This window comes from Cohnella sp. OV330, assembly GCF_900112065.1.
Classification (GTDB): Bacteria; Bacillota; Bacilli; order Paenibacillales; family Paenibacillaceae; genus Cohnella.
The window spans coordinates 116,990-141,511 of the sequence record NZ_FOKE01000005.1 but is presented as its reverse complement, the minus strand read 5'-3'; the positions used below and the strand labels follow the sequence as shown (position 1 = coordinate 141,511).

General features: G+C 56.3%; 17 protein-coding genes and 1 tRNA gene. 16 read left to right on the top strand and 2 right to left on the bottom strand.

The features are described 5' to 3' along the window. Positions 1–90 precede the first annotated feature (90 nt). From polA to BM235_RS13460, 5 genes are all read left to right on the top strand, one after another. Entirely contained in the window at positions 91–2,793 is a 2,703-nt protein-coding gene (polA, locus tag BM235_RS13480) for a DNA polymerase I (protein WP_090113896.1), read from the top strand. Between the two features lie 65 nt (positions 2,794–2,858). Further along, positions 2,859–3,800, top strand: a complete 942-nt coding sequence (gene mutM, locus BM235_RS13475) for a DNA-formamidopyrimidine glycosylase (protein WP_090113894.1) — start codon at positions 2,859–2,861, stop codon at positions 3,798–3,800. Between the two features lie 113 nt (positions 3,801–3,913). After that, the gene (locus tag BM235_RS13470; protein ID WP_090113892.1) at positions 3,914–4,687 is read left to right on the top strand and encodes an MntP/YtaF family protein; all 774 of its coding nucleotides are present in this window, start codon (positions 3,914–3,916) and stop codon (positions 4,685–4,687) included. A gap of 219 nt (positions 4,688–4,906) precedes the next feature. Then, the gene (gene coaE / locus BM235_RS13465; RefSeq protein WP_090113890.1) at positions 4,907–5,515 is read left to right on the top strand and encodes a dephospho-CoA kinase; all 609 of its coding nucleotides are present in this window, start codon (positions 4,907–4,909) and stop codon (positions 5,513–5,515) included. After that, positions 5,512–6,093 carry a lytic transglycosylase domain-containing protein gene (locus BM235_RS13460; protein WP_090113888.1) on the top strand — a complete coding sequence of 194 codons (582 nt, stop codon included), beginning with the start codon at positions 5,512–5,514 and terminating at the stop codon, positions 6,091–6,093. The genes coaE and BM235_RS13460 overlap by 4 nt, the downstream gene beginning before the upstream one ends. A gap of 83 nt (positions 6,094–6,176) precedes the next feature. Here BM235_RS13460 and BM235_RS13455 read toward each other — a convergent pair whose 3' ends face one another. Further along, positions 6,177–6,398 carry an alpha/beta-type small acid-soluble spore protein gene (locus BM235_RS13455; protein ID WP_090113886.1) on the bottom strand — a complete coding sequence of 74 codons (222 nt, stop codon included), beginning with the start codon at positions 6,396–6,398 and terminating at the stop codon, positions 6,177–6,179. A gap of 116 nt (positions 6,399–6,514) precedes the next feature. Here BM235_RS13455 and nrdR point away from each other — a divergent pair, with 116 nt between their 5' ends. Continuing rightward, positions 6,515–6,976 (top strand): transcriptional regulator NrdR, encoded by a 462-nt coding sequence (gene nrdR, locus BM235_RS13450; protein WP_090113883.1) that lies wholly within the window; start codon positions 6,515–6,517, stop codon positions 6,974–6,976. A gap of 167 nt (positions 6,977–7,143) precedes the next feature. Further along, a tRNA-Ala gene (locus tag BM235_RS13445) sits at positions 7,144–7,219 on the top strand. Between the two features lie 571 nt (positions 7,220–7,790). Here the strand turns inward: BM235_RS13445 and BM235_RS13440 are convergent. Next, the gene (locus BM235_RS13440; protein WP_090113881.1) at positions 7,791–8,639 is read right to left on the bottom strand and encodes an AraC family transcriptional regulator; all 849 of its coding nucleotides are present in this window, start codon (positions 8,637–8,639) and stop codon (positions 7,791–7,793) included. 116 nt (positions 8,640–8,755) lie between these two features. On the opposite strand from BM235_RS13440, the gene BM235_RS13435 reads away from it, so the two are divergent. The 9 genes from BM235_RS13435 to BM235_RS13395 all read left to right on the top strand — a co-directional run bounded on the left by BM235_RS13435 (position 8,756) and on the right by BM235_RS13395 (position 24,435). Beyond that, positions 8,756–10,741 (top strand): beta-galactosidase, encoded by a 1,986-nt coding sequence (locus tag BM235_RS13435; protein WP_090113879.1) that lies wholly within the window; start codon positions 8,756–8,758, stop codon positions 10,739–10,741. Positions 10,742–10,961: 220 nt separating this feature from the next. After that, positions 10,962–11,852, top strand: a complete 891-nt coding sequence (locus BM235_RS13430; protein ID WP_255374366.1) for an ABC transporter permease — start codon at positions 10,962–10,964, stop codon at positions 11,850–11,852. A gap of 4 nt (positions 11,853–11,856) precedes the next feature. Continuing rightward, positions 11,857–12,753, top strand: a complete 897-nt coding sequence (locus BM235_RS13425; RefSeq protein ID WP_090113876.1) for a carbohydrate ABC transporter permease — start codon at positions 11,857–11,859, stop codon at positions 12,751–12,753. A 70-nt stretch (positions 12,754–12,823) separates the two neighbouring features. After that, on the top strand, positions 12,824–14,539 hold the full coding sequence (locus BM235_RS13420) for a type 2 periplasmic-binding domain-containing protein (RefSeq protein WP_090113874.1): 1,716 nt from the start codon (positions 12,824–12,826) through the stop codon (positions 14,537–14,539). Between the two features lie 69 nt (positions 14,540–14,608). Further along, positions 14,609–16,411: a cache domain-containing sensor histidine kinase gene (locus BM235_RS13415; protein WP_369803512.1), complete on the top strand. Its 1,803-nt coding sequence runs from the start codon at positions 14,609–14,611 to the stop codon at positions 16,409–16,411. Beyond that, on the top strand, positions 16,408–18,000 hold the full coding sequence (locus BM235_RS13410; RefSeq protein ID WP_255374365.1) for a response regulator transcription factor: 1,593 nt from the start codon (positions 16,408–16,410) through the stop codon (positions 17,998–18,000). Before BM235_RS13415 ends, BM235_RS13410 begins: the two co-directional genes overlap by 4 nt. 43 nt (positions 18,001–18,043) lie before the next feature. After that, complete coding sequence (locus tag BM235_RS13405) at positions 18,044–20,851, top strand: glycoside hydrolase family 2 TIM barrel-domain containing protein (RefSeq protein ID WP_090113870.1); 2,808 nt, start codon at positions 18,044–18,046, stop codon at positions 20,849–20,851. Between the two features lie 217 nt (positions 20,852–21,068). Further along, positions 21,069–22,829: a sensor histidine kinase gene (locus BM235_RS13400; RefSeq protein ID WP_158543864.1), complete on the top strand. Its 1,761-nt coding sequence runs from the start codon at positions 21,069–21,071 to the stop codon at positions 22,827–22,829. After that, the gene (locus BM235_RS13395; protein WP_090113865.1) at positions 22,813–24,435 is read left to right on the top strand and encodes a helix-turn-helix domain-containing protein; all 1,623 of its coding nucleotides are present in this window, start codon (positions 22,813–22,815) and stop codon (positions 24,433–24,435) included. The genes BM235_RS13400 and BM235_RS13395 overlap by 17 nt, the downstream gene beginning before the upstream one ends. Positions 24,436–24,522: the final 87 nt, after the last annotated feature.

Sequence of the window (24,522 nt, the reverse complement as noted above, 5' to 3'; positions counted from 1 at the left end):
GCGGCTCGGCGCCTAACGTCGCCCGGTCTCCGGCGTTTATGGTATGATTATTCTTAATGGAAGAAGAACGGATGGAGCGTGCGTAAACCGATGGCGAATAAATGGAAAACCGAGCAAGGCGAGGGCGGGCGGGACAAGCTGCTCCTCATCGACGGCAACAGTATCGTATTCCGCGCGTTTTATGCGATGCCGCCGCTGACCAACTCCGCGGGCTTGCATACGAACGCGGTGTTCGGATTCACGACGATGCTGCTCAAGGTACTCGAGGAGGAGCGTCCGACGCATCTGATCGTGGCGTTCGACGCCGGCAAGACGGTGTTCCGTCACGAGGGCTTCGCCGAATACAAAGGCGGACGGCAGAAGACGCCGCCCGAGCTGTCCGAGCAATTTCCGCTGCTCAAAGAACTGCTGGACGCATTCTCGATATATCGATACGAGATTCCCGGCTACGAGGCCGACGACATTATCGGCACCCTGACGAAGCAGGCCGAGCAGGCGGGCATCGAGGCTGTCGTCGTCTCGGGAGACAAGGATATGCTGCAGCTGGCGTCCGAGCGGACGAGCGTGCTCCTTACGCGCAAGGGCGTGAGCGAGACGGAGCGCTATACGCCCGCGGCGATCGGGGACAAGTACGGACTGACGCCGCTTCAGATCATCGACCTGAAGGGACTTATGGGCGATGCCTCGGACAATATCCCGGGCATTCCCGGGGTCGGGGAGAAGACCGCGCTCAAGCTGCTCTCGGAGTACGGCAGCGTCGAAGAAGTGCTGGCGCATGCAGGTGAGATCAAAGGCAAGCTCGGCGAGAACGTGCGGACCAACATGGACTCGGCAAAAATGAGCAAGGAGCTGGCGACGATCCTGCGAGAGATCCCGGTCGAGCGGAGCTGGGAGCAGCTCGCTTGGGAAGGCGCCGAAGAACCGACGCTTCTCGCGGCGCTGCGCAAGCTCGAGTTCAAGTCGCTCATCGAGCGGCTGGCGCTGAGCGAAGGCGAAGCGGACGCAGCTTCGGTCGCCGAAGCTGCTGCCGCCTACGAGACGGTGCGGATGACCGACGCCGCGGATTGGACCGCGCTCGCGGAGGCGCTCCCGCACGCCGATAGCTTCATCCTTGACGCGAGCGGCGACAACCCGCATCAGAGCGAAGGCATCGGCATCGCGGTCGCCGCGGGAGAGCGCGTGTACGCGCTGTCGTTCGAGGCGCTGCTGACTGCGCCCGAAGCTGCGCCGCTCAGGGCTTGGCTCGCGGACGCCGACGCGCCGAAGACCGGCTACGACCTGCACCGCGCGGAGCTCGTGCTGGCACGCCACGGCCTCGAGCTGCGCGGCCAAGCGTTCTGCTGCTCGCTCGCGGCGTATTTGCTTGACCCGACCGAAGCGGATCCTTCGCTCGTCGGACTGCTCGCGAAGGTGGGGCTCCCCGGCATCGCGTCGGACGAAGCGGCGTACGGCAAAGGCGCGAAGTTCCGCGTGCCGGCGCCGGAGACGCTGGCCGCCCATTTGGCGTCCAAAGCGGACGCGGTCCGGCGGCTAGCCTCGCGGCAGGCGGCCGAGCTCGATGAGGCGGGCATGAAGCCGCTGTTCTACGAACTCGAGCAGCCGCTCGCGATCATCCTGGCCGACATGGAAAAGCAGGGAATCGTCGTGCAGGCCGAGGCGCTCGAAGAGCTGGGCAAGGACTTCCAGGCGCGGATCGGCCAGATCGTGAGCGAGATTTACCGGATCGCAGGCTTTGAATTCAACATCGGCTCGACCAGGCAGCTGGGAGAGGTGCTGTTCGACAAGCTCGGCCTGCCCGTCGTCAAAAAGACGAAGACCGGCTATTCGACGGACGCCGAGGTGCTGGAGAAGCTGGAGCCCTACCACGAGATCGTGCGGCTCATCCTGCACTACCGCCAGCTCGCCAAGCTCCAGTCGACATATATCGAGGGCTTGCTAAAGGAAATTCGGCCGGAGGACGGCAAGATCCACACCTACTATCGTCAGACGATCGCGGCCACGGGACGGCTCAGCAGCCAGTATCCGAACCTGCAGAACATCCCGATCCGCATGGAAGAGGGCAGACAGATTCGCAAGGCGTTCGTGCCTTCCGAGCCGGACTGGCAGATTCTCGCCGCCGACTACTCGCAGATCGAGCTCCGGGTGCTGGCGCATATTTCCGGGGACGAAGGGCTGAAGGAAGCGTTCCGTCTGGAAATGGACGTTCATACGAAGACGGCGATGGACGTATTCGGCGTCAGCGCCGAGCAGGTGGACGGCAACATGCGCCGCAGCGCTAAAGCCGTCAACTTCGGCATCGTCTATGGGATCAGCGATTACGGCCTCTCCCAGAATCTTGGCATTACGCGGAAGGAAGCGGCTGCCTTTATCGAGCAGTACTTTGCTGCCTTCCCGGGCGTACGTCGCTACATGGACGACATCGTCGCGCAAGCGAAGAAGGAAGGCTACGTCAAGACGATGCTCGAGCGGCGCCGTTATCTGCCGGATATTCGCTCGTCGAACTTCAATTTGCGATCGTTCGCGGAGCGAACGGCGATGAATACGCCGATCCAAGGCACGGCCGCCGACATTATCAAGCTCGCCATGGTACGCATGGCCGAGGCGTTGAGGGATAAGGGGCTTAAGAGCCGAATGCTGCTTCAGGTGCATGACGAACTCGTATTCGAGGTGCCGCCGGAGGAGCTGGATTTGATGAAGAAGCTCGTGCCGGAAGTGATGGCTTCCGCGCTGCCGCTCGACGTGCCGCTGAAGGCGGAGGTTAGCGCCGGCGTCAACTGGTACGAGGCGAAGTAAGCGACTCGTGCCGGGTCGGCTTTTAGCGAATCGATCAGTCACCTTAGAGAAAGGATGAACGACAGATGCCGGAACTCCCGGAAGTAGAGACGGTCAGACGCACGCTGAGCGAGCTGATCGTAGGCAAGCGGATTCGATCGGTAACGGTGCGCCTGCCGCGCATCTTGCAGAAGCCGGACGATCCCGACGTGTTCGGCGCGATGCTGGAGGGACGGACGTTTACGTCCGTCGAGCGGCGGGGCAAGTTTTTGCGGCTGATCCTGGACGGACTCGTACTCGTCTCCCATTTGCGAATGGAAGGCCGGTACGGCATGTTCGCGGACGATGCGCCGCTGGACAAGCATACGCACGTTATTTTCCACTTCACGGACGGGACCGCGCTGCGGTACACGGACGTTCGGCAGTTCGGCACGATGCATCTCTTCCCTACGGGAGAGGAGCTCGTGTCGCCGCCGCTCGCGAAGCTCGGGCTCGAGCCGCTCGAAGCGGGTTTTACCGCGGAAGCGCTGATGGGCTCGCTCGGCCGCAGGAATACGAAGATCAAGCCGCTGCTCCTGAATCAGGAATGGATCGTGGGACTCGGCAATATTTATGTAGATGAGGCGCTGCATCTGGCGGGCATTCATCCGGAACGCATGGCCGGCGAGCTGAAGTCCAAGGATTGGACCAGGCTCCATGAGGCGATCGTGACCACGCTGACGGCCGCAGTCGAAGCCGGAGGCTCTTCGGTCAAGTCTTACGTCAACGGACAAGGCGAGATGGGGATGTTTCAGCATCGGCTGCGCGTATACGGCCGGACAGGCGAAGCTTGCCCTGTCTGCGGGTACCCGATCGCCAAGTCGGTCGTCGGCGGGCGCGGCACGCATGTGTGCGCGAAATGCCAAAAACCGCCGAAGGGAGCTGCTGGCCCGGCGAGCGGCGTCAGCGCGGCTGCATCGAAGCGGTACCGGGAGGGCGGCAACGCCGTAAAGCGCAGACTGGACGGCTCGGCTGCCGGCGAATCGTAACCGATTGTTCGAATTGAAGCGGGCATTCGCCCGCGCTTCTGCATAGGATGAACAGAACCGTCGATCCCTAACCGGGTTCGTCGGCATGTATTCGCCATGCAGGAGGTACGGTCATGCTCGCACATTCGGCATCCTTGTTATTTCTCGCGTTCGCGGTCAGTCTGGACGGCTTCGGTGTCGGCATTACGTACGGTCTACGCAAGATTCGCATCCCGCTCCCGTCCATCGCGATCATCGCGGCCTGCTCGGGCGCGGTTATCCTCATCTCCATGCTCGTCGGATCGCTCATCGCCGGATGGCTGTCGCCCTATGGATCCAAGGCCGTCGGCGCGGCGATACTGATCGGGATCGGGACTTGGGCTTTGATCCAATTCGCTCGAAATCGCAAAGCGGACGAAGATGGGAATGACGCGGCGAACGTGGGGACCGTAGCCGGGGAAGAGAGCCGGGTTATGGCGCTGGGCGCCAAGGACGACGGGGCTTCGGTTGCGAAGTCGGGCCTTACGGCGCAGCACCCGGCGGACGCCGAAGGCGCCGTGCCGATGCTGACGTTGGAGCTTCGCGTATTCGGTCTCATCATCCAAATCTTGCGGACGCCTTCGGTCGCCGACGTGGACCGGTCGGGCATCATTACTTCCGGAGAGGCGCTGCTGCTCGGCATCGCTTTGTCGCTGGACGCATTCGGGGCGGGCATCGGGGCTGCGCTCGTTGGATTTCCCGCGGTGCCGACCGCGATCTTGATCGCCGCGGCGAGCGGCATGTTTCTTTGGGCGGGCATGCGCGTGGGGTTTTTGGCGTCGGGTATGCGATGGGTGCAGCGGCTAACCGTTTTGCCGGGAATTATTTTAATCATAATGGGTATATTCAAGCTGATGCAGGCGTCTTAAGGGGCCTGATATCGTCGTCTTGTAGTTTAATTCATGCCATTATCCCATTGACTCAGCAGAAGGGTCGGCAGCCGGTTCGTTAACCGGATCTGAGCCGAGGGGATAATGGCATGGCGGGGAATGTCGGGTTCTGACGTGCGGGACCAACGCGGAAAAGAGGCGTCCCTTTCGTATGGAGCGAAAGACGGCTGATGCAGCCGCTGCAAGGAGGTTAACAGGATGAACATCGGATTGACCGGCGGCATCGCCACCGGCAAGAGTACAGTCGCACGTATGCTGGTCGCCCGCGGGGCGGCGCTCGTCGACGCGGATCGAATTGCCCGGGAAATCGTCGAGCCCGGACAAGCCTCGCTCGCCCGGATCGCGGAGCGTTTCGGGGCAGGCGTCATCCAGGAGGACGGCACGCTCAACAGACGTCTGTTGGGGACGATCGTATTCGCCGACGCGGAAGAAAGAAAAGCTTTGGAGGCGATTACGCATCCGGCCATTCGCGAGCTGATGCGCGAGCGGATCGCCGCGCTGGAGGCGGAGCGGCCCGATCGGCTGGTGGTGGCGGACATTCCGCTGCTGTACGAGTCGGGGCTGCAGCATTTATACGAGGGCGTCATGGTCGCATACGTCCCCCGCGAAGTCCAGCGGTTGCGTCTGATCGAACGCGACGGACTGGCGCCGGAGGAAGCGGACAAGCGGATCTGCGCCCAGATGGATATTGAAAAGAAGCGGCAAATGGCCGATTACGTCATCGACAATAGCGGCACGATCGCGGATACGGAAGCGCAGTTGGATCGCTTCTGGCGGTCGCTCCATCCGGGAACGGTACCGTTATGAGCAAAAAAAGGACAAGGCCGAAGCGAAAACGCTGGTTTTTGGCGCTGTTCCTCATCGTCGTCGCGCTGCTGTTTTTTCGTTCGGAATGGCTAGGCAAGATGGTTTATCCGATTCAGTACCAGGAAGAGATTCAGTCGAATGCGGATCGGTATGCGGTGGATCCGCGTCTCATCGCGGCCGTCATCCGGGTTGAATCCAACTTCGAACCGGATGCCGTGTCTCCGAAAGGCGCGATCGGCATCATGCAGATCATGCCGGATACCGCGGAGTGGATCCTGAAACAAGAAGACTTCGGCAGCATCACGACCAAGCAAGCAGGCGAGCGGGCCGACGCCGGCATTCGCCTCGGAGCCTGGTACCTCAAGGAGCTCCTGCGACAATTCGACGGCGATCCGGTTAAGTCCCTAGCCGCATACAATGCGGGACCCGGCAAGGTGAAGCAGTGGCTGCGAGAGGGTACATGGGACGGCCGGGAGGAGTCGCTATCGGACATTCCTTACGGTGAAACCCGAAGATACGTGCAAAAAGTGCTTTTTTACCGCAAGAAATACGACGAACTGTATGACAATTGGTCTTAAGCGCGTTAAAATGGAAAAGAAGCCCTGAAGCGCGAAGCTTCAGGACTCCTTGTTATTGAATTACCTAGGTGAAGAGCATGAACTTAGAAACGGCCTGCGAGTTGTTGCTCGGCGATTTGCACCAGGCGCTTCGTGATGCTGCCACCGATCGAACCGGTGTCGCGAGTAACCATGTTCCCGTAGTAACCGTCTTGCGGGATTGCGATGCCGAGTTCTTGAGCAACTTCATATTTCAGTTGGTCAAGCGCACCGTGAGATTGAGGTACCACCAGGTTGTTGCTGTTGCTGTTGTTTCCTTGGCTCATGTTGTTCACCTCCTCGCGGTTGGTAAACGTATTATGTGCCTTATCCCCGGAATCATGTAAGGGAAGGCTTGGAAAATTAAAAAAAGTTTCTCTCGTCAAAGGAGAGCCGTCCATATATGAAATGTCCTTATTGCGACTACAACGGTACGAAGGTGCTGGACTCCCGTCCGGCCAACGACAATAAGTCGATCCGCCGGCGTCGCGAATGCGAATCCTGCAATCGCCGCTTCACGACGTTCGAGATGGTCGAAGAGACGCCGCTGATCGTCATCAAGAAAGACGGCAGCCGCGAAGAGTTCAGCCGCGAAAAGCTGCTGCGCGGCTTGCTGCGCGCTTGCGAGAAGCGCCCTGTGTCCGTCGGACAGCTCGAGATCCTCGTCTCCAACGTCGAGCGCGAGCTGCGCAACACCGCCCAGGCGGAGATCGACAGCAACATGATCGGCGAGAGCGTCATGGAGCAGCTGTACCCGGTCGACGAGGTCGCCTACGTGCGCTTCGCGTCCGTGTACCGGCAGTTCAAGGACATCAACATGTTCCTCAAAGAATTGAACGTGCTCATCAACAAGCACGGGATTTGACAATTGGACATGGGAGTTCGGTCTGAACGGCGGACAGGCTCTGCGATCTCGCGGCAGAGCCTTCTTTTGCTTCCGTGAAGCAAAGAATATATGTTTAAAATGTGGTTGACATGCCTTTTGCTCCTGTGATAAGATCATTCTTGTCGCCAACGAACGACACATGATATGGGGCCATAGCTCAGCTGGGAGAGCGCATCGCTGGCAGCGATGAGGTCAGGGGTTCGATCCCCCTTGGCTCCACCAAATGCAAACTTACAGACACGCCGATAAGGCGTGTTTTTTTGCATTTGGTGGAGCCCCGTAGGGGGCGAACCCCGGGGAGCGTTCCACGCGCAGGGAGCGAAGCGGACGAGCATGGCATCGATATCAACCGCTGCGCTCTACTTCGGCGAATTTACTTCGTGAGCAAGTTTAATCAGGATATCGTTATCCCCCTTGGCTCCACCAAACAACGACCACCTACCACGTCCAACTGGACGTGGTTTTTTGTTGTTTGTTGGAGCCCTGGAGGGAGCGTTCCACGCGCAGGGAGCCGGAGGCGGACGAGCATGGTCTCGATATCTACCGCAGCACTCTATTTCGGCGAATTGGCTTCGTCAGCAAGTTAAAGCAGGATATTGTTATCCCCCTTGGCTCCACCATACAATCGATAGTTCATGGTTGCTGTACGCCCAGCACGGGCATCATCTTTAGCGTGAAAGTCCCGCACGGAGGCGGCGAGCGCGTACCGTAGCAAAGGGCAAGTCCACTGACTCTGCTTCCAAGTCGACGAGGTAAACATTAACGCTCCGAACGCACTTAGACCCTACATATGTTACGACTTCTGATAGCTGCGACGGAAGGCGCCGGGCGTGAGCCGTTCCAGCCTCTTGAAGATCGCTCCATAATAGCTGGCGGATTCGAAGCCGACTTGAAGCGCGATATCTTGCATCCCGCGCTGCACATGGTCGAGCAGCAGTTCCTTGCTCTTGTTGATCCTTACCTGATTGACATAGCTGATGGGACGAATGCCCGTCGCGTTCTTGAACAAATGGCAAAAGTATTCCGGCGTGACGCTCAACAGCCCGGCTAGCGTCTGCAAAGTAATCTCTTCGGCATAATGCCGGTCAATATAGTCCAGGACCGGCTTTAACCGCTCATACTGCTGCCCGACGGTATCGCTGCCCTCGACGGAGACGCGCTGAATAATCTCTGTCAATAACGTATAGAGGATGGCGGAGCAGGCGTAATTGCTTAACGTTTGCGCTTGCGGCGTAAGGGCAGCTTGCAGCAGGTCTTGCATGCGAGACAGCAGGTATTCGGGCGATGCGAGCGTGAATACGCTTGTTTCTGTAATGCCGACGGTTTCGAACAAGCTCGCTGACCCGCTGCCGTCGAAGATGACCCAGTCGACTTCCCAGCTCCCCGACAAAGCATAGTATTCATGCTTCTGGCCGGGGAACAGCAGCATGCCCATGCCTTGCTTGACGATATGTTCCGTCCCGCCTAGCTTGAGCTTGCCCTCTCCGCTGCGGCATTGAATCCATTGATAATCCTGAATGCCCGTGTCTCGGCGTATGTGCTCCTGTTCATGATGCACGCCAATGCCAAGCAAATGAAAAGGGAGCAGCTTGTCTCGGCCGGATAGTACCGGGAAAGCGCGATAGGGGTGGGGGTGAGGCATTCGTTCAACGCTCCCGTTATCTTAATATTATGATATCGCCTTAATTATTTAAGATATTCGCTGCAATTAATATAGCATATAATCGCAATATATTGATGGATAAAGGAGAACGCAAGATGGCGATAAAGATCGGAATCGATTATTATCCAGAGCAATGGACGCCCGAGCTATGGGAGAAGGATGCAGCGCTTATGCACGAGACGGGCGTCGCCGTTGTTCGAATGGCTGAGTTCGCCTGGAGCCGAATGGAACCGACCGAGGGGGATTATCGGTTTGAATGGTTGGATGCGGCGATCGAAGTATTCGCCGCGCGCGGCATGGAGATCGTGTTATGCACGCCTACCAATACGCCGCCGAACTGGATGACGACCCGTTATCCGGATGTGCTGCCCATGGACGAGCAGCGTCGAATCATCCGGCCGGGCGTGCGAGGACATCGTTGCAACAACAGCTATTCCTTGAAAATGTTGGGCTCCAGATTTGTGGATGCGTTGTCACGGCGGTACGCGAAGCATCCCGCCGTCATTGGATGGCAAATCGATAACGAGATGCACTACCAGGAATGCCATTGCGATACGTGCAATCGTGCATTCGTCTCTTGGCTGCAGAAGCGTTATTCCAGTCTGGAAGCGTTGAACCGGGAGTGGGGCACGGTCGTCTGGAGCGGGGAGTACAGCAGCTGGGCAGAGATCACGACGCCGCTCGGTACCAGCAAGGTGATGAATCCTTCCTATCTTCTGGAGTACAAGCGGTTCTGCTCGGACAGCGTAGGCTATCTGCTGGGATGGCAGCTTGAAATCCTGCGAAGCAACTGTCCGGGTCAATTCGTGACGCATAACATGTGGCAATACCCGAATAGTCTGGACTATTACGAGCTTTATAAAGAGCTGGACTTCGCCGCTATCGATTATTATCCGAATGAGCTGTATCGCGATTATGGCGATCGGTTCCCACGGAACGGAGCGCTGTCGCTGGACTTGGTCCGCGGCATCAAACGCCGCAACTTCTGGGTCATGGAGCAGCTTAGCGGAGCGCAGGGCGGCTGGATGCCGATTCAGCGGACTCCTTATCCTGGACTGATCCGAGCTCGTTCCTGGCAGACCATCGCCCGCGGAGCCGATACGGTCGTCCATTTCCGCTGGCGGAGTGCTGTCGTCGGCGCCGAACAGTTCTGGCATGGGCTCATCGACCATAGCAATGTTCCCGGACGCAGATTCAGGGAATTCGCGGAGCTTGCTCGCGAGGTGAACCGGGTAGGAGAACGATTAGCCGGCTCGACCATCGTTACGCAGGTTGCGATTCTGCATTCGCATGATCAGCATACGGCGCTTTCCCTTCAGCCGCAAGCGGAGGGGGGGATGCACTATATAGACAACTTGTCCTCGATGCACAATGCATTTTTAAAAATGGGCGTCGGTACGGACGTGATTAACTGGACCGAGGCGCTCGACGGCTACAAGCTGGTCATTGTCCCTTCCCTCTTCCTGTTAAGCGAAGAAGTAGCGCAGCGGCTGGAGCGATTCGCAGCCGGGGGCGGCACGGTCGTCCTCACCAACCGGACAGGCGTGAAGAACATGAGGAATGTATGCGAGATGCTGCCTTTGCCGGGGCTGCTTGCGGAAGCGGCGGGCGTTGTCGTTAGCGAATATGATGCCATAGGCAACAGCGAGCATCGGATTCGAAACGCGGAGGGCCAGACATTCGCTGCGAAGCAATGGTGCGATCTGCTGGAACTGCAAGGAGCAGAACCGATTGCCTGGTACGACAGCGACTTTTACGAGGGCGTGCCGGCAGTTACCGTCAATAAGCTTGGTGAAGGTGAAGTGTATTATGTCGGCACTTGGCCGGAGCCATCCTATTTCTATCAGCTGTTCGAAGGCATATTGAAGGAAAAGGACTTGGCGCCCAAGTTCCGGCTGCCGGAAGGCGTCGAATTGTCGATCCGAACGAAGGGCGAGGAAAGCTTCCTGTTCTTGATCAATTTGACGAATGAGCAACGCGAGGTTACGCTAGACGTTCCCTATCGGAGCTTGCTGACGAGCGAGAGATCGGAGCAGAAGATCACGCTGCCGGCGCTGGGCGTGGATATTCTGACTTTATAAGATCAGCGGCTTGCCTTTTTACGAAGGGCTGTCTCACAAGGCGGAATATCTTGAGGGACGGCTCTTTATCGCTGTTCAACAGAGGTATGGTTGGAAGCGCGTAAAAATCGAAGTATTTTCATACTCGATATATCTAATATTCACGATAGATAACCAACGTTTGTTATATGGTCCCCTCCGGCACAGACCCGTACAATAGAGGCCAGAGGGGGGAAGCCTGGTGGGCAGACTTTATAAATACCGTTGGCAATATCTCATGATTGCGCCGGCCGTGCTGCTATTATTCCTGTTCAACTATGTCCCGATGGCGGGCATTCAGATCGCGTTTCGGGACTTTCAGATCGGCGCTTCGATTTGGAGCAGCCCGTGGGTCGGCTTCGACAACTTTGCATTCTTGCAGGAACCGCAGTTCCGGGTTGTCGTCGCCAATACGCTGTATATTTCCGTATTAAAATTCATCTTCGGATTTCCGGCGCCGATCCTGCTGGCGATTCTCATCAACGAGGTCACCCATTCGGGATTCAAGCGTTTCGTGCAATCGATCAGTTACTTGCCGCACTTTTTCTCATGGATCGTCGTGGCCTACATTCTTCAGTCCTTCTTGACGCTGGATGGAGGATTGGCCAACGACCTGATCGCAAAGGCCGGCGGCGAACCGATCTTCTTCCTGGGGTCGGAACAATGGTTCCGGCCGATGATCGTCGGAAGCGGATTATGGAAAGAGGTAGGCTGGAATACGATTCTTTATCTGGCCGCGATCACGACGATCGATCCGCAGCTCTACGAAGCGGCGAAGGTTGAAGGGGCGGGCAAGCTGGCGCAGATTCGCCATATTACGCTGCCCAGCATCATGCCGACGATTACGATCGTGCTGATCCTTAGCATTCCCAGCTTGATTTCGGTCGGGATGGACCAGATCTATCCCATGATGAACCCGGCGAATATGGCAGTTGCGGACGTATTGGATACTTACGTTCTCCGCAGCGGCTTACAGCAAGGCTACTTCGGCATGGCGACCGCCGTAGGGCTGCTGTCATCGATCCTGGCGTTGATCCTGGTGCTCACGACGAATCAGCTATCCAGGCGAATCAACGGCGAAGGGCTGTGGTGATCGGATGAGCGTCTCGCGTATCGAAAAAGTCAGCCAAGCCGTCATCATCGCCTTGCTGTCATTGCTCTGTCTCTCGGTGCTTTATCCGTTCTTCTATATGCTGGCGATCTCGCTCAATGAAGGTGCCGATGCGGCGAAGGGCGGCGTCTATCTCTGGCCGAGATCGTTCACGCTCATCAATTACGAGATCGTGCTCGGTAACGAGGTCATCCGGAATTCCTACCTCATTACGATCGGCCGGACGATCCTGGGAACCATTTCGGGACTGCTCGTCACGCTGCTCGCAGCGTACGGCTTGTCCTACCGGGCGCTGCCGCTGCGCAATGGATTGCTAACCTACGTGCTCATCACGATGCTGTTCAATGGTGGATTGGTGCCGCTCTACATTCAATTATTTAACTTGGGGCTGGTCAACAGCTTCTGGGTGTACATCATCCCGACCATGTTCTCGGCATGGAATATGTTCGTCATGCTAAAGTTCATCCAGGGCATCCCAGACGCGCTGATCGAGTCGGCAGAGCTGGATGGCGCAGGTCCGGTCCGGATTTTGTTCCAGATCGTCGTCCCGCTGTCGAAGCCGATGCTGGCCGCGCTGGGCTTGTTCACTGCGGTCGGTCACTGGAACGATTGGTTCGCGGGAGCCTTCTTCGTCACCGATCAGTCGTTGATCCCGGTGCAGACGTTCCTGCAGCAATTGCTGCAAGCCTCCGATCTGTCGGCGGTACTTGGCTCGAATACGAACCAGGAAGCGTTGGCGCGGGGATCGCAGATGCAGAATATCACGCTCATGTCGATCAAGATGGCCGTCGTTATGGTCAGCGCGTTGCCGATCTTGTGCGTCTATCCGTTTTTGCAGAAGTATTTTGTCAAAGGCGTGCTGATCGGATCGGTCAAAGGCTGATCCCCCAATCATGGGTATACGGCAATATCATATATACCGCATCATTCGGATAATCAGGGGAGGATACACCATGAAGAAGAGGAATAGGGCAACGAGCATGGCGGCCGGCATACTGTCGCTGATGCTGATGTCCACGGCATGCTCGAATTCGGGCGGTTCGTCGGATAGCAACGGCGCGAAAAATAGCGCTGCCGCTTCGAGCGAGGGCAGCGCAGCATCCGCGGGCGGGCCTTTATCTTTCGATCTATGGCTCGGCTGGACGGCGACGATCAACAACGATAGTCTTGTCCAGAAGTATTGGCGAGAGAAGGAGCCGGGCGTCGACGTGAAGCTGGAAGCGACGCAGGGCGATGCGATCACCGCATTGAACCTCCGCATGAATACGGACGGCTTCAAGGACGCCGCCGTGTTCAACCGCAGCGAGACCGTGAAGAACGCGATGAATCGCTCGGGTAAGGTCATGTCGCTGGAGCAATACTTCGACATGCCGGACAAATATCCGAATCTGGCGGCAATCCCGAAGGTCTATCTGGATCGGATGCGCGACGCGGACGGCCATATCTGGTCGATTCCGACCTGGTTCGACCAGAATCCGGATAAACCTTGGCCGGGCTGGGCTTCCACCACCTGGCTGGTTCGCACCGACATCGTCGAGAAAGCGGGCATGAAGCTGGACGACCTGTCTACGCTCGAAGGCGTGGAGACGTACCTTAAGAAGGCGGCGGAGCTGAAGGATGCTTCCGGCAAGCCGCTGAATCCGATGGGCTTCCTGATGGATCAGAACGATTCGGTGGGCTACAATGACGAGAACGCAGTGCTTAGCGCATTCGGCGTCACGACGGGCTCGGCTAGCGGCGTCATTCCCGTCGAGAAGAAGAACGGCGAATTCGTCCTTCTCTACGACGACCCGCAGTATAAAGCAGCTTATCAATGGATGAACCGAATGTACCAGCAAAAACTGATCGACCCCGAGGTCGTGACGGACAAGAAGGAACGGTACAAGGAGAAGAACAAGAACGGCCGCACGGCATTGAACGTCGGCTCCTTCTGGAATGTCGATCAGACGCTGTGGGAGACGCTCGACGGACCGACTGAGCCCGGATGGTATTACCAACCGATTCCGTTCCCGAAGGTGGAAGGTGTCAACGCGATAGGCTTCAATCAAGTGGTTAACCCTTATCCGGGCTATGATGTATACATTAACAAGAATACGAAAAATCTCGAAGCGATCTTGAAATTCATCGACTATACGCTTAAGCCAGCAGCAGAGCAGCAGCACGTCGTCAACGAAGGTCCGGCAGGATTGTACTGGGATTGGATCGACCAGCCGCTGGGCAAATGGAAGTACATCGATGAATCATACGCCGGACCGCGCAACTCGGGCGATGCTGCGCAGAAGTCGACGGTAACGCCGGAGTTGTACATGCTGTCGTCGTACAATAATGACTGGTATCCGTGGTGGAACAACGAGACGACCGTCGCCGGCGCGGCGAAAAACCAAGAATTCTCCAAAGCCATCGGCGAGATGGGCGGCGTACGTACGGCGCACGCTTACGATACCGTCGCGGCGAAGCAGGGCGGTCTGTGGGAGAAATACGGACCGGAGCTCGAGAATCTGCGCAAGGAATATCGTGCGAAGCTGATCCTGGCGAAGGACGACGCGCAATTCGAAACCGTATGGAAGTCGTTCCGCGACGCATTGGAGAAGCGCGCGCACTGGAGCGAATTGAAGCAAGAGTGGCAAGCGTCTTATCAAGCGCTTGTCGAGACGAGCGGCGAATTCTAGAGCGATCGGAGCAATCCCGGGTAAGGGGTTGCTCCCTTTGCCGTTTAAACTGCGTTCACAGGATCGGAGGTGGCAGCGTTGCTGCTGAGGTTCATCGAGAGGATTACCATCAGGATCACGAGCACGCTTCATCTTCGGGGAAAAATCTTGCTGCTATTCGGCCTCATCGTGATCATCCCGACGATCATACTCGGCATCGCCGCGGGCTATTTCGCTCTTCAGAGCGTACGAAGCAATTATATGGTCACGATTCAAGAAGCGGTTCGGCAGACGGCCCAGAATATCGAATTCCGGAAGCAGGGATATGACCTGCTGGCCGTTCGAACGGCCATGGACGGAGAGCTGGTTGCCCGCTTGACCCGCGAATACGAAGACATGTACGACCGGCTGGATACGGTCGAATACTTCGACCGTGCCTTCCTGTCTACGAGCAAGTACATGCCGGGCATCGAGAACTTTCGCATCTATCATACGAATCCGACGCTCGTCCAAGACGGCAGGCTCCTGTGGAAGCCGGAGGATCGCATGCTTGCGGGCATGTCCGAGTCGTTATGGTACGAACGGACATTGGAGTCGAAGGACATGTCCCGCTGGATCAACGTGCCGGGCAGGCCGGAGGACATTGTCATCACGCATAAAATTATAGCCGCCAGCGGTGCCGGGATCGGCATGGTCTTCCTGCAGCTCGATTACAATGCCGTGTTCGGCAGCCTGACCGAAAAGCCGTTCAACGGCGCGGGAGAGCTGTATATCTTGGATGCGGAGCACCGGGTCATCGCGGCAACGGACCGGGCCCAGATCGGTACGCCGATCGGACCATCGCCGATCCGCGATTTAGCGGAGGAGATCTCCGGCGGAGGCGGCGCGGCGAAGGACGGCAGCCAGTATTTCGTCCAGTCTATCGGATCGGGCTGGAGCGTCGCCGCCGTCATCCATCTGGATCAGTTGGAACGCCAGTCGAAGTGGATCTTGTACGGCATTATCGGGTGTATCGTTTTCTTCCTGCTCTTGTCCACGTTCATGGTCATGACGGTGATGAAGAATGTCGTATGGCGCATCCGCAAGCTGGGCAACCGAATGAGCGATATTGCGGAGGGCGAGTTCGCCGTGTCGGTCATGAACCGGGATAAGGACGAGCTCGGCGAGCTGGAGATCTTATTCAATTCGATGTCGGGGAAGCTCGGAAAGCTGGTCGTGGATATGGCGAAGGTCAAGCTGAAGGAAAGGGAGCAATCGTTTCGCGCGTTGCAGGCGCAGATCAATCCCCACTTCATCTATAACTCGCTCAGCTTGATCAGGTGGCGCGCGATGGATCTGAACGACCAGACGCAGATCACCACGATCGATGCGCTGACGACCTTCTACCGACTGGCGCTCGATAATGAGATTAACGTGACGCGAATCGAGAAGGAACTGCAGCATGTGCAGGCTTATCTGGAGATTCAACAGCTTCGATACCCCGAATTGGTGCGCATCGAATGGGATATCGACCCCGCTGCGGCAAGATTCTATACGATCAAGTTGCTCCTGCAGCCGATCGTCGAGAACTGCTACGTGCATGGTGCGATTACCAGCAAGACGGATGCTGTCATACGTATCTCGGCGAGATGCGCGGGAGATCGCATCCGGTTCCAAGTGGAGGACAACGGAGCGGGCATCCCGCCGGGGACGTTGGCATCGCTTGAACGAGGCGAGCGGACAGGTTCGGGCAACGGTTTCGGCACGGCCAACATCCGCGAGCGCCTACGGCTGTACTTTGGCAGCGAGAGCCGGTTCGCGATCGACAGCGAGCAGGGCTTCGGGACGAGAGTAACGATCGAGATTCCGGCTTGCGTCGAACGGCCGGACATTCGAAAGGAGGGGGATGCATGATACAAGCACTGGTCGTGGATGACGAGCCGATGCACGTTCAGGGGTTGATCCGCCATGTAGATTGGCAATCGCTCGGATATGCCAAGCCGCTGTCGGCCTTGTCCGGGGATGCTGCGCTCCGGATCATGCGCGAGCATCGGGTGGACGTCTTGATTACGGATGTATCCATGCCCGTCATGAACGGCATCGAGCTGGTCGCCCGATGCAAGGAAACGGATCCGGCCGTACAGGTGCTGATGGTCAGCGGCTTCAACGAGTTCGAATTCGTGCAGGAAGCGATTCACGTTGGGGCGCAGGGGTACGTGCTCAAGCCGATCAAGGTGGAGGAAGTCGAATCCAAGCTGACCGCTTTTCGCGTCGCGATCGAGAAACGGCGCCGTATCGAGGAGGAAGCGAACGTACTGCAGGAGAAAGTAACCGATAGCCTCAATGCCGTGAAAGAGCGATTCGCCCACGATCTGATACAGGGGGCGGTAGACAACGGCATGATGGAATCCTGGAGCCGGTTACTGGAATTGCCAAGCTTGACTAGCGGCATCCGCATTGCGGTGTTCGGTTACGATCGATTCATGGACGGCAGTCTGGACGCCAGAGGCCGGGTCGTTCGCGGCGTCGGTTTTCAACAAGCAGTCAGCGTAGGCCTATCGGATATCGATTCCGTCATCGTAGCCAGAATCGGCGCGGACGAAGTGCTCGTCATGCATCTGAATCCGACGCCCGAAGCCCAAGCGATGGCGGAGAAGCAGATCGCTTTCATCCAGCGCGTCATGGAGGAACAATACGGTTCTACCATCACGGTCGGCATCAGCCATAAATTCGCGGAATGGGGCGAGATGCCGCTTGCCTATAAGAGAGTGAAGTTCATGATTGCGAGGGCACGATTAATCGAAGGCGGGCAGCTGCTGTATGAGGACCGGTTCGACAAGACGGATTACCAGGACTATCGGCTCAGGGAAGAGTATATCCCCGAGATCGTTCGAATGCTGGCGGAGTCGGACGACGTAAACGAGGTGCTTGAATACGCCCGCAACGTGTTCGACATGCTGGCGACGCGGCATTCCTTCTCCTACATCCAAGCGTTCGGGATCGGTTTGATCAGCGAGCTCATGCGAAGGCAGAAACAGACGGATGCTTCTGCCTCCGAATGGAACGTATCGGTCATGCAGCGGTTGATCGACAGCAATCAGGCGTCCTCGGTCAGCGAGCTGGTGCTGGATTATATCGGTCGTTATGCCGCAGCCGAACGGACGGAGCAGGTGAACCAGCAGCATCATCTGATTCGCCGGATCAAGGCCTATATCGAGGAGCATTTGCACGAAAACGTAACGGTCAAGCATCTGGCGGAGCTGCATCTCATCAATGTCAGCTACTTAAGCGTCCTATTCAAAAAGGAGACGGGTAAGACGGTATTGGAGTTCATTCAGGAGACCCGAATGAACAAGGCGATCGAGCTGCTGCAGGATCCAACGATACGAATCTATGAAGTAGCCGAACGGGTAGGTTTCCAGACGGCGGCGTATTTCGCCTACCTGTTCAAGAAGTTTACGGGCCGGACGCCGCAGGAATACAGAGATTACCACTGGCAATGACTACTGATGCGCGAAGAAGCGCCGAAAGGTCTGGAATGACAGCATGCTGACGAGAATCGGATTGGAAGGCACTTGGGAATTGCAGTTGGATGCGAACAAGGAAGGGCTTCGTCAGCCGTTCGGCGACACGATGACGCTGCCGGGTACGACTTCGCATGCGCGAAAGGGCAAAGTAAACGAGCTAGTCGAGACAGGCGCGCTTACGGATGAATATCGATTCGAGGGCTATGCTTGGTTCTCTCGAGAGGTCGATATCCCGGAAGCGCTGGACGGCGTCGCCTGCACGTTGTATCTCGAGCGGACGCGCGCGACGACCGTGTGGGTCGACGGACGCGAGATCGGGACGCAGAATAGCCTGTGCACGCCGCATCTCCATGAACTCGGCGGGCTGACGAGCGGGAAGCGCCGGCTCACGATCCGGGTCGATAACACCGACTACCCGACGAAGGGCGGCCATATGACCTCCCGCGATACGCAGACCAATTGGAACGGCATCACCGGCCGAATCGAGCTGCAGTTCCATGGCGCAGCGTATATGCATGATGTGCAAGTGTATCCTGAACCCCAGGACAAGTCGGTGACCATACGCGCGCAAGTGATCGGGACGCAGGAAGGATCGCTGAGCGTATCGGCAACATCCGTTCATGGGGGGAGCGGGCACAGCGCAGAACCGGTGTCGTGTGCGGTGAAGGAGGGCGAGTTCGTCGCTCGCTACGAGCTGGGGGAAGACGCCAAGCTCTGGAGCGACTCGGAGCCTCATCTGTACCGGCTGACGCTTCGTCTTGCCGGCGGCGATCGACAGGAGGATACCTACGAGACCGTGTTCGGCCTGCGCGAATTCAAAGCCGATGGGGACAAGTTCGCAATCAATGGCAAGAAGACATTCCTTCGGGGCAAGCATGACGGGCTGATCTTTCCGCGGACCGGCTTCGCGCCGACGACGGTAGAGGAATGGCTCGACGTGCTCGGCACCGCCAAGTCCTACGGCATCAATCACTATCGCTTCCACACCTGCTGTCCGCCGGAAGCCGCCTTCACGGCTGCGGACATGCTCGGGATCTTTATGGAGCCGGAGCTGCCCTTCTGGGGGACGATTACCGAGGAAGGCGACGAGAAGCACAACCAGGCCGAGCAGGACTACCTGATCGAAGAGGGCTTCCGCATCCTCCGTACGTTCGGCAACCACCCGTCGTTCGTCATGATGTCGCTCGGCAACGAGCTGTGGGGCAGCAAGTCCACGCTGAATAGAATCTTGAAGGCTTACAAGGCGTACGACGACCGCCGCCTCTATACGCAGGGATCGAACAACTTCCAGTTCGTGCCGGTCATCCTCGAGGAAGAGGATTTCTTCACAGGCGTCCGCTTCTCGCGGGACCGCCTGTTCCGCGGCTCGTATGCGATGTGCGACGCGCCGCTCGGCCACGTGCAGACGGACAGGCCGGGCACGATGAAGGATTATGACGAGCAGATCGTCCCCGCCCTCAAGCCGCTTGATACGGACGAGGCAGCAACCGAAGGCGGCACGATCCAGATCCAATACGGCACCGAGGCTCGGACGGTGAAGGCGGACGCGGCAGGGGAGGAGCTGATCCCCAATCTGCCGGTCGTCTCCCATGAGATCGGACAATATGCCATGTATCCCCGGTTCGGCGAGATCGAGAAGTATACGGGGCCGCTCAAGGCGCGCAATTTCGAGACGTTCCGAGACCGCCTCGAGGCGAAGGGCATGGGCCATCTGGCGGACCGCTTCTTCGAGAGCTCGGGGCAGCTTGCGGTAGCCTGCTATAAGGAAGAGCTGGAGGCAGCCTTCCGTTCGAAGCGCTTAGCGGGCTTCCAATTGCTCGACCTCCAGGACTTCAGCGGCCAGGGGACGGCGCTCGTCGGGATCCTGGACGCGTTCATGGATTCCAAGGGGCTGATCTCTCCGGAGGAATGGAGGAGCTTCTGTTCGGATGCCGTGCTGCTCGGCCGATTCGAGAAGTACAACTACGTCGCAGGCGAGCCATTCAGCGCCGCTGTGGAACTTGCCTACTTTCGGCCCTCCCCGCTTCGCGGCGTGCAGCTGACATGGTCGCTTGCGGTAGGGCAGCGCGTCATCGCCGGCGGCCAGCTTGAAGCAGCGGCGGAGGAGGGCTTGCCTTACATCGGCTTAGGCGAGATCGCATGCGACATGCCGGACGTGACGGAGATGACGAATGTCGTCCTGACCTTGGCGATCGCGGGTACGGACATTGCGAAGTCATACGACCTGTGGATCTATCCCAAGAGTGTAGATGCGGATGCGGACCTTGCGGGCGTGCATCTGTTCCATTCGTTGTCCGCGGAGGCGCTCGCCCTGCTCGAACGCGGAGAGAACGTGCTGATCATGGCAAAGACCGACGATCTTTCCCATACGATCGAGGGTACCTATTGCACGGATTTCTGGTGCTACCCGATGTTCCGCTCGATATCGGAGAGCATGAACAAGCCCGTGCCCGTTGGCACGCTTGGCTTCTTGATCGACAATGCGCATCCGGCGTTGGCCCAATTTCCGAGCGAAGCGCACTCGACCTATCCGTGGTGGAGCATCGTGATGCGTTCGCGATCGTTCATCCTCGACGACATGCCGAGGGAGCTGCAGCCTATCGTCCAGACGATCGATAATTTCGATCGCAATCACAAGCTGGGCTTGTTGTTCGAGTGCCGCGTTCTGAACGGGAGCGCAGTCGTTTGCGCGCTAGATGCCGACGGCGCGGCACAGACGCCGGAAGGGCGGCAGTTCTTGCGCAGCCTTGCCCGGTATGTCCGATCCGAACAATGCCAGCCATCCGTTCGGCTGGAGGTAACCGAGCTAAGACGGCTGCTGGGTTAAGCGATCGGTCATATTTTTCGATTCTATAGAGCGCTATCATAATCGCGGGATCGTCCCTAAGGGCGGTCCTATTCTTTTATAGATTATTGATTCTGTCTTTGAATTCAGATCCTCTTAAAGTCTGAAAAGTGAATGCAGAGTCGGAATTGTTGCATTGTAGCGCATCATGAGGACGACTATAATAATGCGACGATTCATATGCGAGGAGCGCGTCAATATGGGGCAATCCAATCGAAAATGGCATAGATCCATCTTCTTCAGACTTATCGTCGCCTTCGCGGTCGCGATGCTACCGATTTATTTGCTTGCGGGATTTCTTTATCAGTGGGGAACATCGATGCTCAGGAACGATATCGTGGAATCTGCGGAGACGCAGTCGACCAATTATGTCAATGAGTTAGAAAATACGTTTAAACGTTTCAGTACGATGCAGTACGAAACGTTGAACGATGACATGCTCATTCGGCTAATGGGGGCCTACGACGTATTGGAGCCTTATCGAAGAATCGAACTGATCAATTCGATTCGATCAAAGTTATTTTCGATGAAGAACAGCAGCGATTTGATTGCCGACGTACGCATCTACTTGTCAGGGATCGGGATCCAGATATCGGCAGTAGATGGGTATGGCGAATTGAAACAGGATCATTTGTCGCTTAACCTTATTCGTTCGCCGTATCAGGTTATTTTCGAGCGAAACACGCTTTTAATGGTCGCCTATCCGCTTGAAAACGAATCGGCAGGAATGCCCGATCTTATCGTGGAAATCGAGCTCCGGGAAAGAGAGATTCGTCAAAACTTGCAATCTGCCCTGGGTCGCGAATATACGGGAGCGATCGATCTTCGCTTATCCGACGAGCGACATATTATCGTTGTCCAGAAGCCCGAGCTTCGCAAGTGGATAGACAGCCATGAGACGTCGCTTGAGACGGCGAACGGACACGGGACTGTGGATATCGCTGCGGAAGGAAACGATTATATTCGCGTTAGATCCGCTTTAACGGAAACAGGCGTATTCATCGATCAATACCTGTATAAGAAGTCCATGTTCCATAAGGTGACGAAGCATATTCAGTGGTTCTGGTTGTTTTTCGTCGTGGCGTTCATAGCGGTAGCGTTTTTCCTGTTTTATATCAACCGTGCGATTAACAAACCGCTCGTGAAAATCGTCCGGGCATTCCGGCATGTGGAGGAGGGGAACTTCGATTTTACGATCCGGCACGATACGGACGACGAATTCGGCTACATGTACGTACGTTACAATGAAATGCTCGTGAGATTAAAAGCTTTGATCGACGAAGTATACAATCAACAACTTCAACGTCAGAACGCGGAGCTCAAGCAATTGCAATCTCAAATCAATCCGCATTTCTTGTACAATTGCCTCTTTAGCATTACCCGATTAATCAAAATGGACAAATTCGATGAGGCCATTCGTTTTACGGATCAACTGGCTAGATATTTTAGATTTATTACGCGAAGCACGAGGGACACCGTTCCGTTGGAACAGGAGGTCGATCATGCGCGCAATTACGTGATGCTGCAGTTAACCAGGTTCTCGGATCGCGTATCGGTGTCTTTCGAGGATGTACCTGATCGTCTAAAGCCGATCGGCGTTCCCCGACTCATTTTGCAACCGTTGGTCGAGAATGCCTTCGTCCATGGTCTCGAAAACGTGGACGAAGGAGGATTGCTTCGCGTTTCATTCAGAGCCCGCCCGGAGGGTGCGATCATTTCCGTTGAAGATAACGGAGAGGATGCGGAACGCCAACTTACGCGAATGAACGAAGTCCTTCAGGAAGCGGATAATCCCCAAGAAGTCACCGCTATCCTGAATATACACCGCAGGCTTTTATTTATGTTCGGTACCGGAAGCGGGCTCCAGTTTGAAAGAAGCGAGCTTGGCGGCGTAAAAGTCAGCATGATGATCAAATGGAACGGGGGAGAGTCGATTGTACCGGATGTTAATCGTCGATGATGAAAAGCTGATCGTCGATGGCTTGTTTGAAATGCTTGTTGAACAAGAAGGCGACCGTCTCAGTTTATATAAAGCTTCCAGTGCCCGCGAAGCGCTTGACGTAATGGGCGATCGTAAAATCGACATTCTTATGTCCGATATTAAAATGCCCAAAATGACGGGGCTTGAACTCGGCGATATCGTTAGGCAAAGCTGGCCGGAATGCCGCATCATTTATTTAACGGGTTTTGACGATTTTCATTATATTCATCATGCGGTTAAAAACGGTGCGCAAAACTTTGTATTGAAGTCGGAAGGCGACGATCAAATCTTGACTTCGGTGCGTCAAGCCATAGATTACCTGGAAGCCAGAACAGAAATGAATTCATTATTGATAAAAGCAAACGACATTCGACGGCAGCAGATCGCGCACCATCGATCCATGTATTTTACGGATCTGCTGGAAGGTCAATTACCCGAAAACGAAATGACCGAGTCAGCCTTTGGAACATTAGGTTTGACGATAGATGCTTCCAAACAGATATGGCTCGTTATCGGTCGGCTCGATCCGGACGGAAATGCCATTCGAATCAAAGACAAAGACATCTTATTCGCTGCCCTCGCCTCGGTATGCGGCAGATTTTTGTCTCCGGTTATCCGGTTCGATCATGTTGTCTATACTCGGGAGTTGCTCGTTATTTTTCTTCAACCCGCGGAGGAAGCCCGCATGTCCGATGAACGGATTCGTTCGTTCGTAGAAGGGGCGTTCGAGACGATTTCACAGACGGCCGACAAGTCCACGGGACACACCTTTTCGTTTGCAATCGGGGCGAAGGCTTTGCCATTGAATGAAGTTCCCATACAATTCGCCAAGCTTCATGGACTGTTGTCCCATTTCTACGGAGAGAAGAAAATTATCGTTAACGAGCGGAATATGGCATCTCTCATGGAAGGAATCTTACAATCCGATTCGAGAGGTCAAGTTGAATTGTATCTTAAAAAAGCATCGTTGCTGGATACGTATTTAGAGACGGGTCGAAGGAATGAAGTGCAGCAGGTGCTTTCAGAGCTTCGTGCGCTCGCCTTTCAACCTGCACATGGAGATCGATTTCTTGAAATGCATTACGCCACGGTCCTTCGGTTCATGACGGTCGTGAACAATTATGGTTTGCGAAGATTTTCTGCCATTCAAGAACAAATCGATCGACTGCTGCAGCCAGCGAGTTACGGTTCCATCGAAGATTCGATCAAGGCGTTGGAGCGGCTGGCCGTGACGTTAGACGATTATTATACGGCCAACGCCTTGAAGATGAGGGGCGATGCGGTTGAGACGGTTAAATCGTACATTGACGGAAACCTATCCGAAGATTTGTCGCTTCCTCGATTGGCGGAGATCGTACACTTAAACCCGGATTATATGGCACGATTGTTCAAACAGTCGGAGAAATGTACGTTAACCGAGTATATCGGCATGCTGCGAATTCAAAAAGCGAAGGAGCGTCTCTCGCAGCCTCATGTTCTTGTTCAGGATATCGCCAAAGAGCTCGGGTTCTCGACAGCGGGATATTTCAGCCGATTCTTCAAAAAGGAAACCGGCATGACTCCGCAAGAATATCGGACGAAGTAAGGAGTCGTGAAAGTGCAAGCGAAATCGGAAGTTTGAAATAGGAAGGCTGTAAGCGATTTCGGTAAAATGAAGCCGTAACCAAAACAC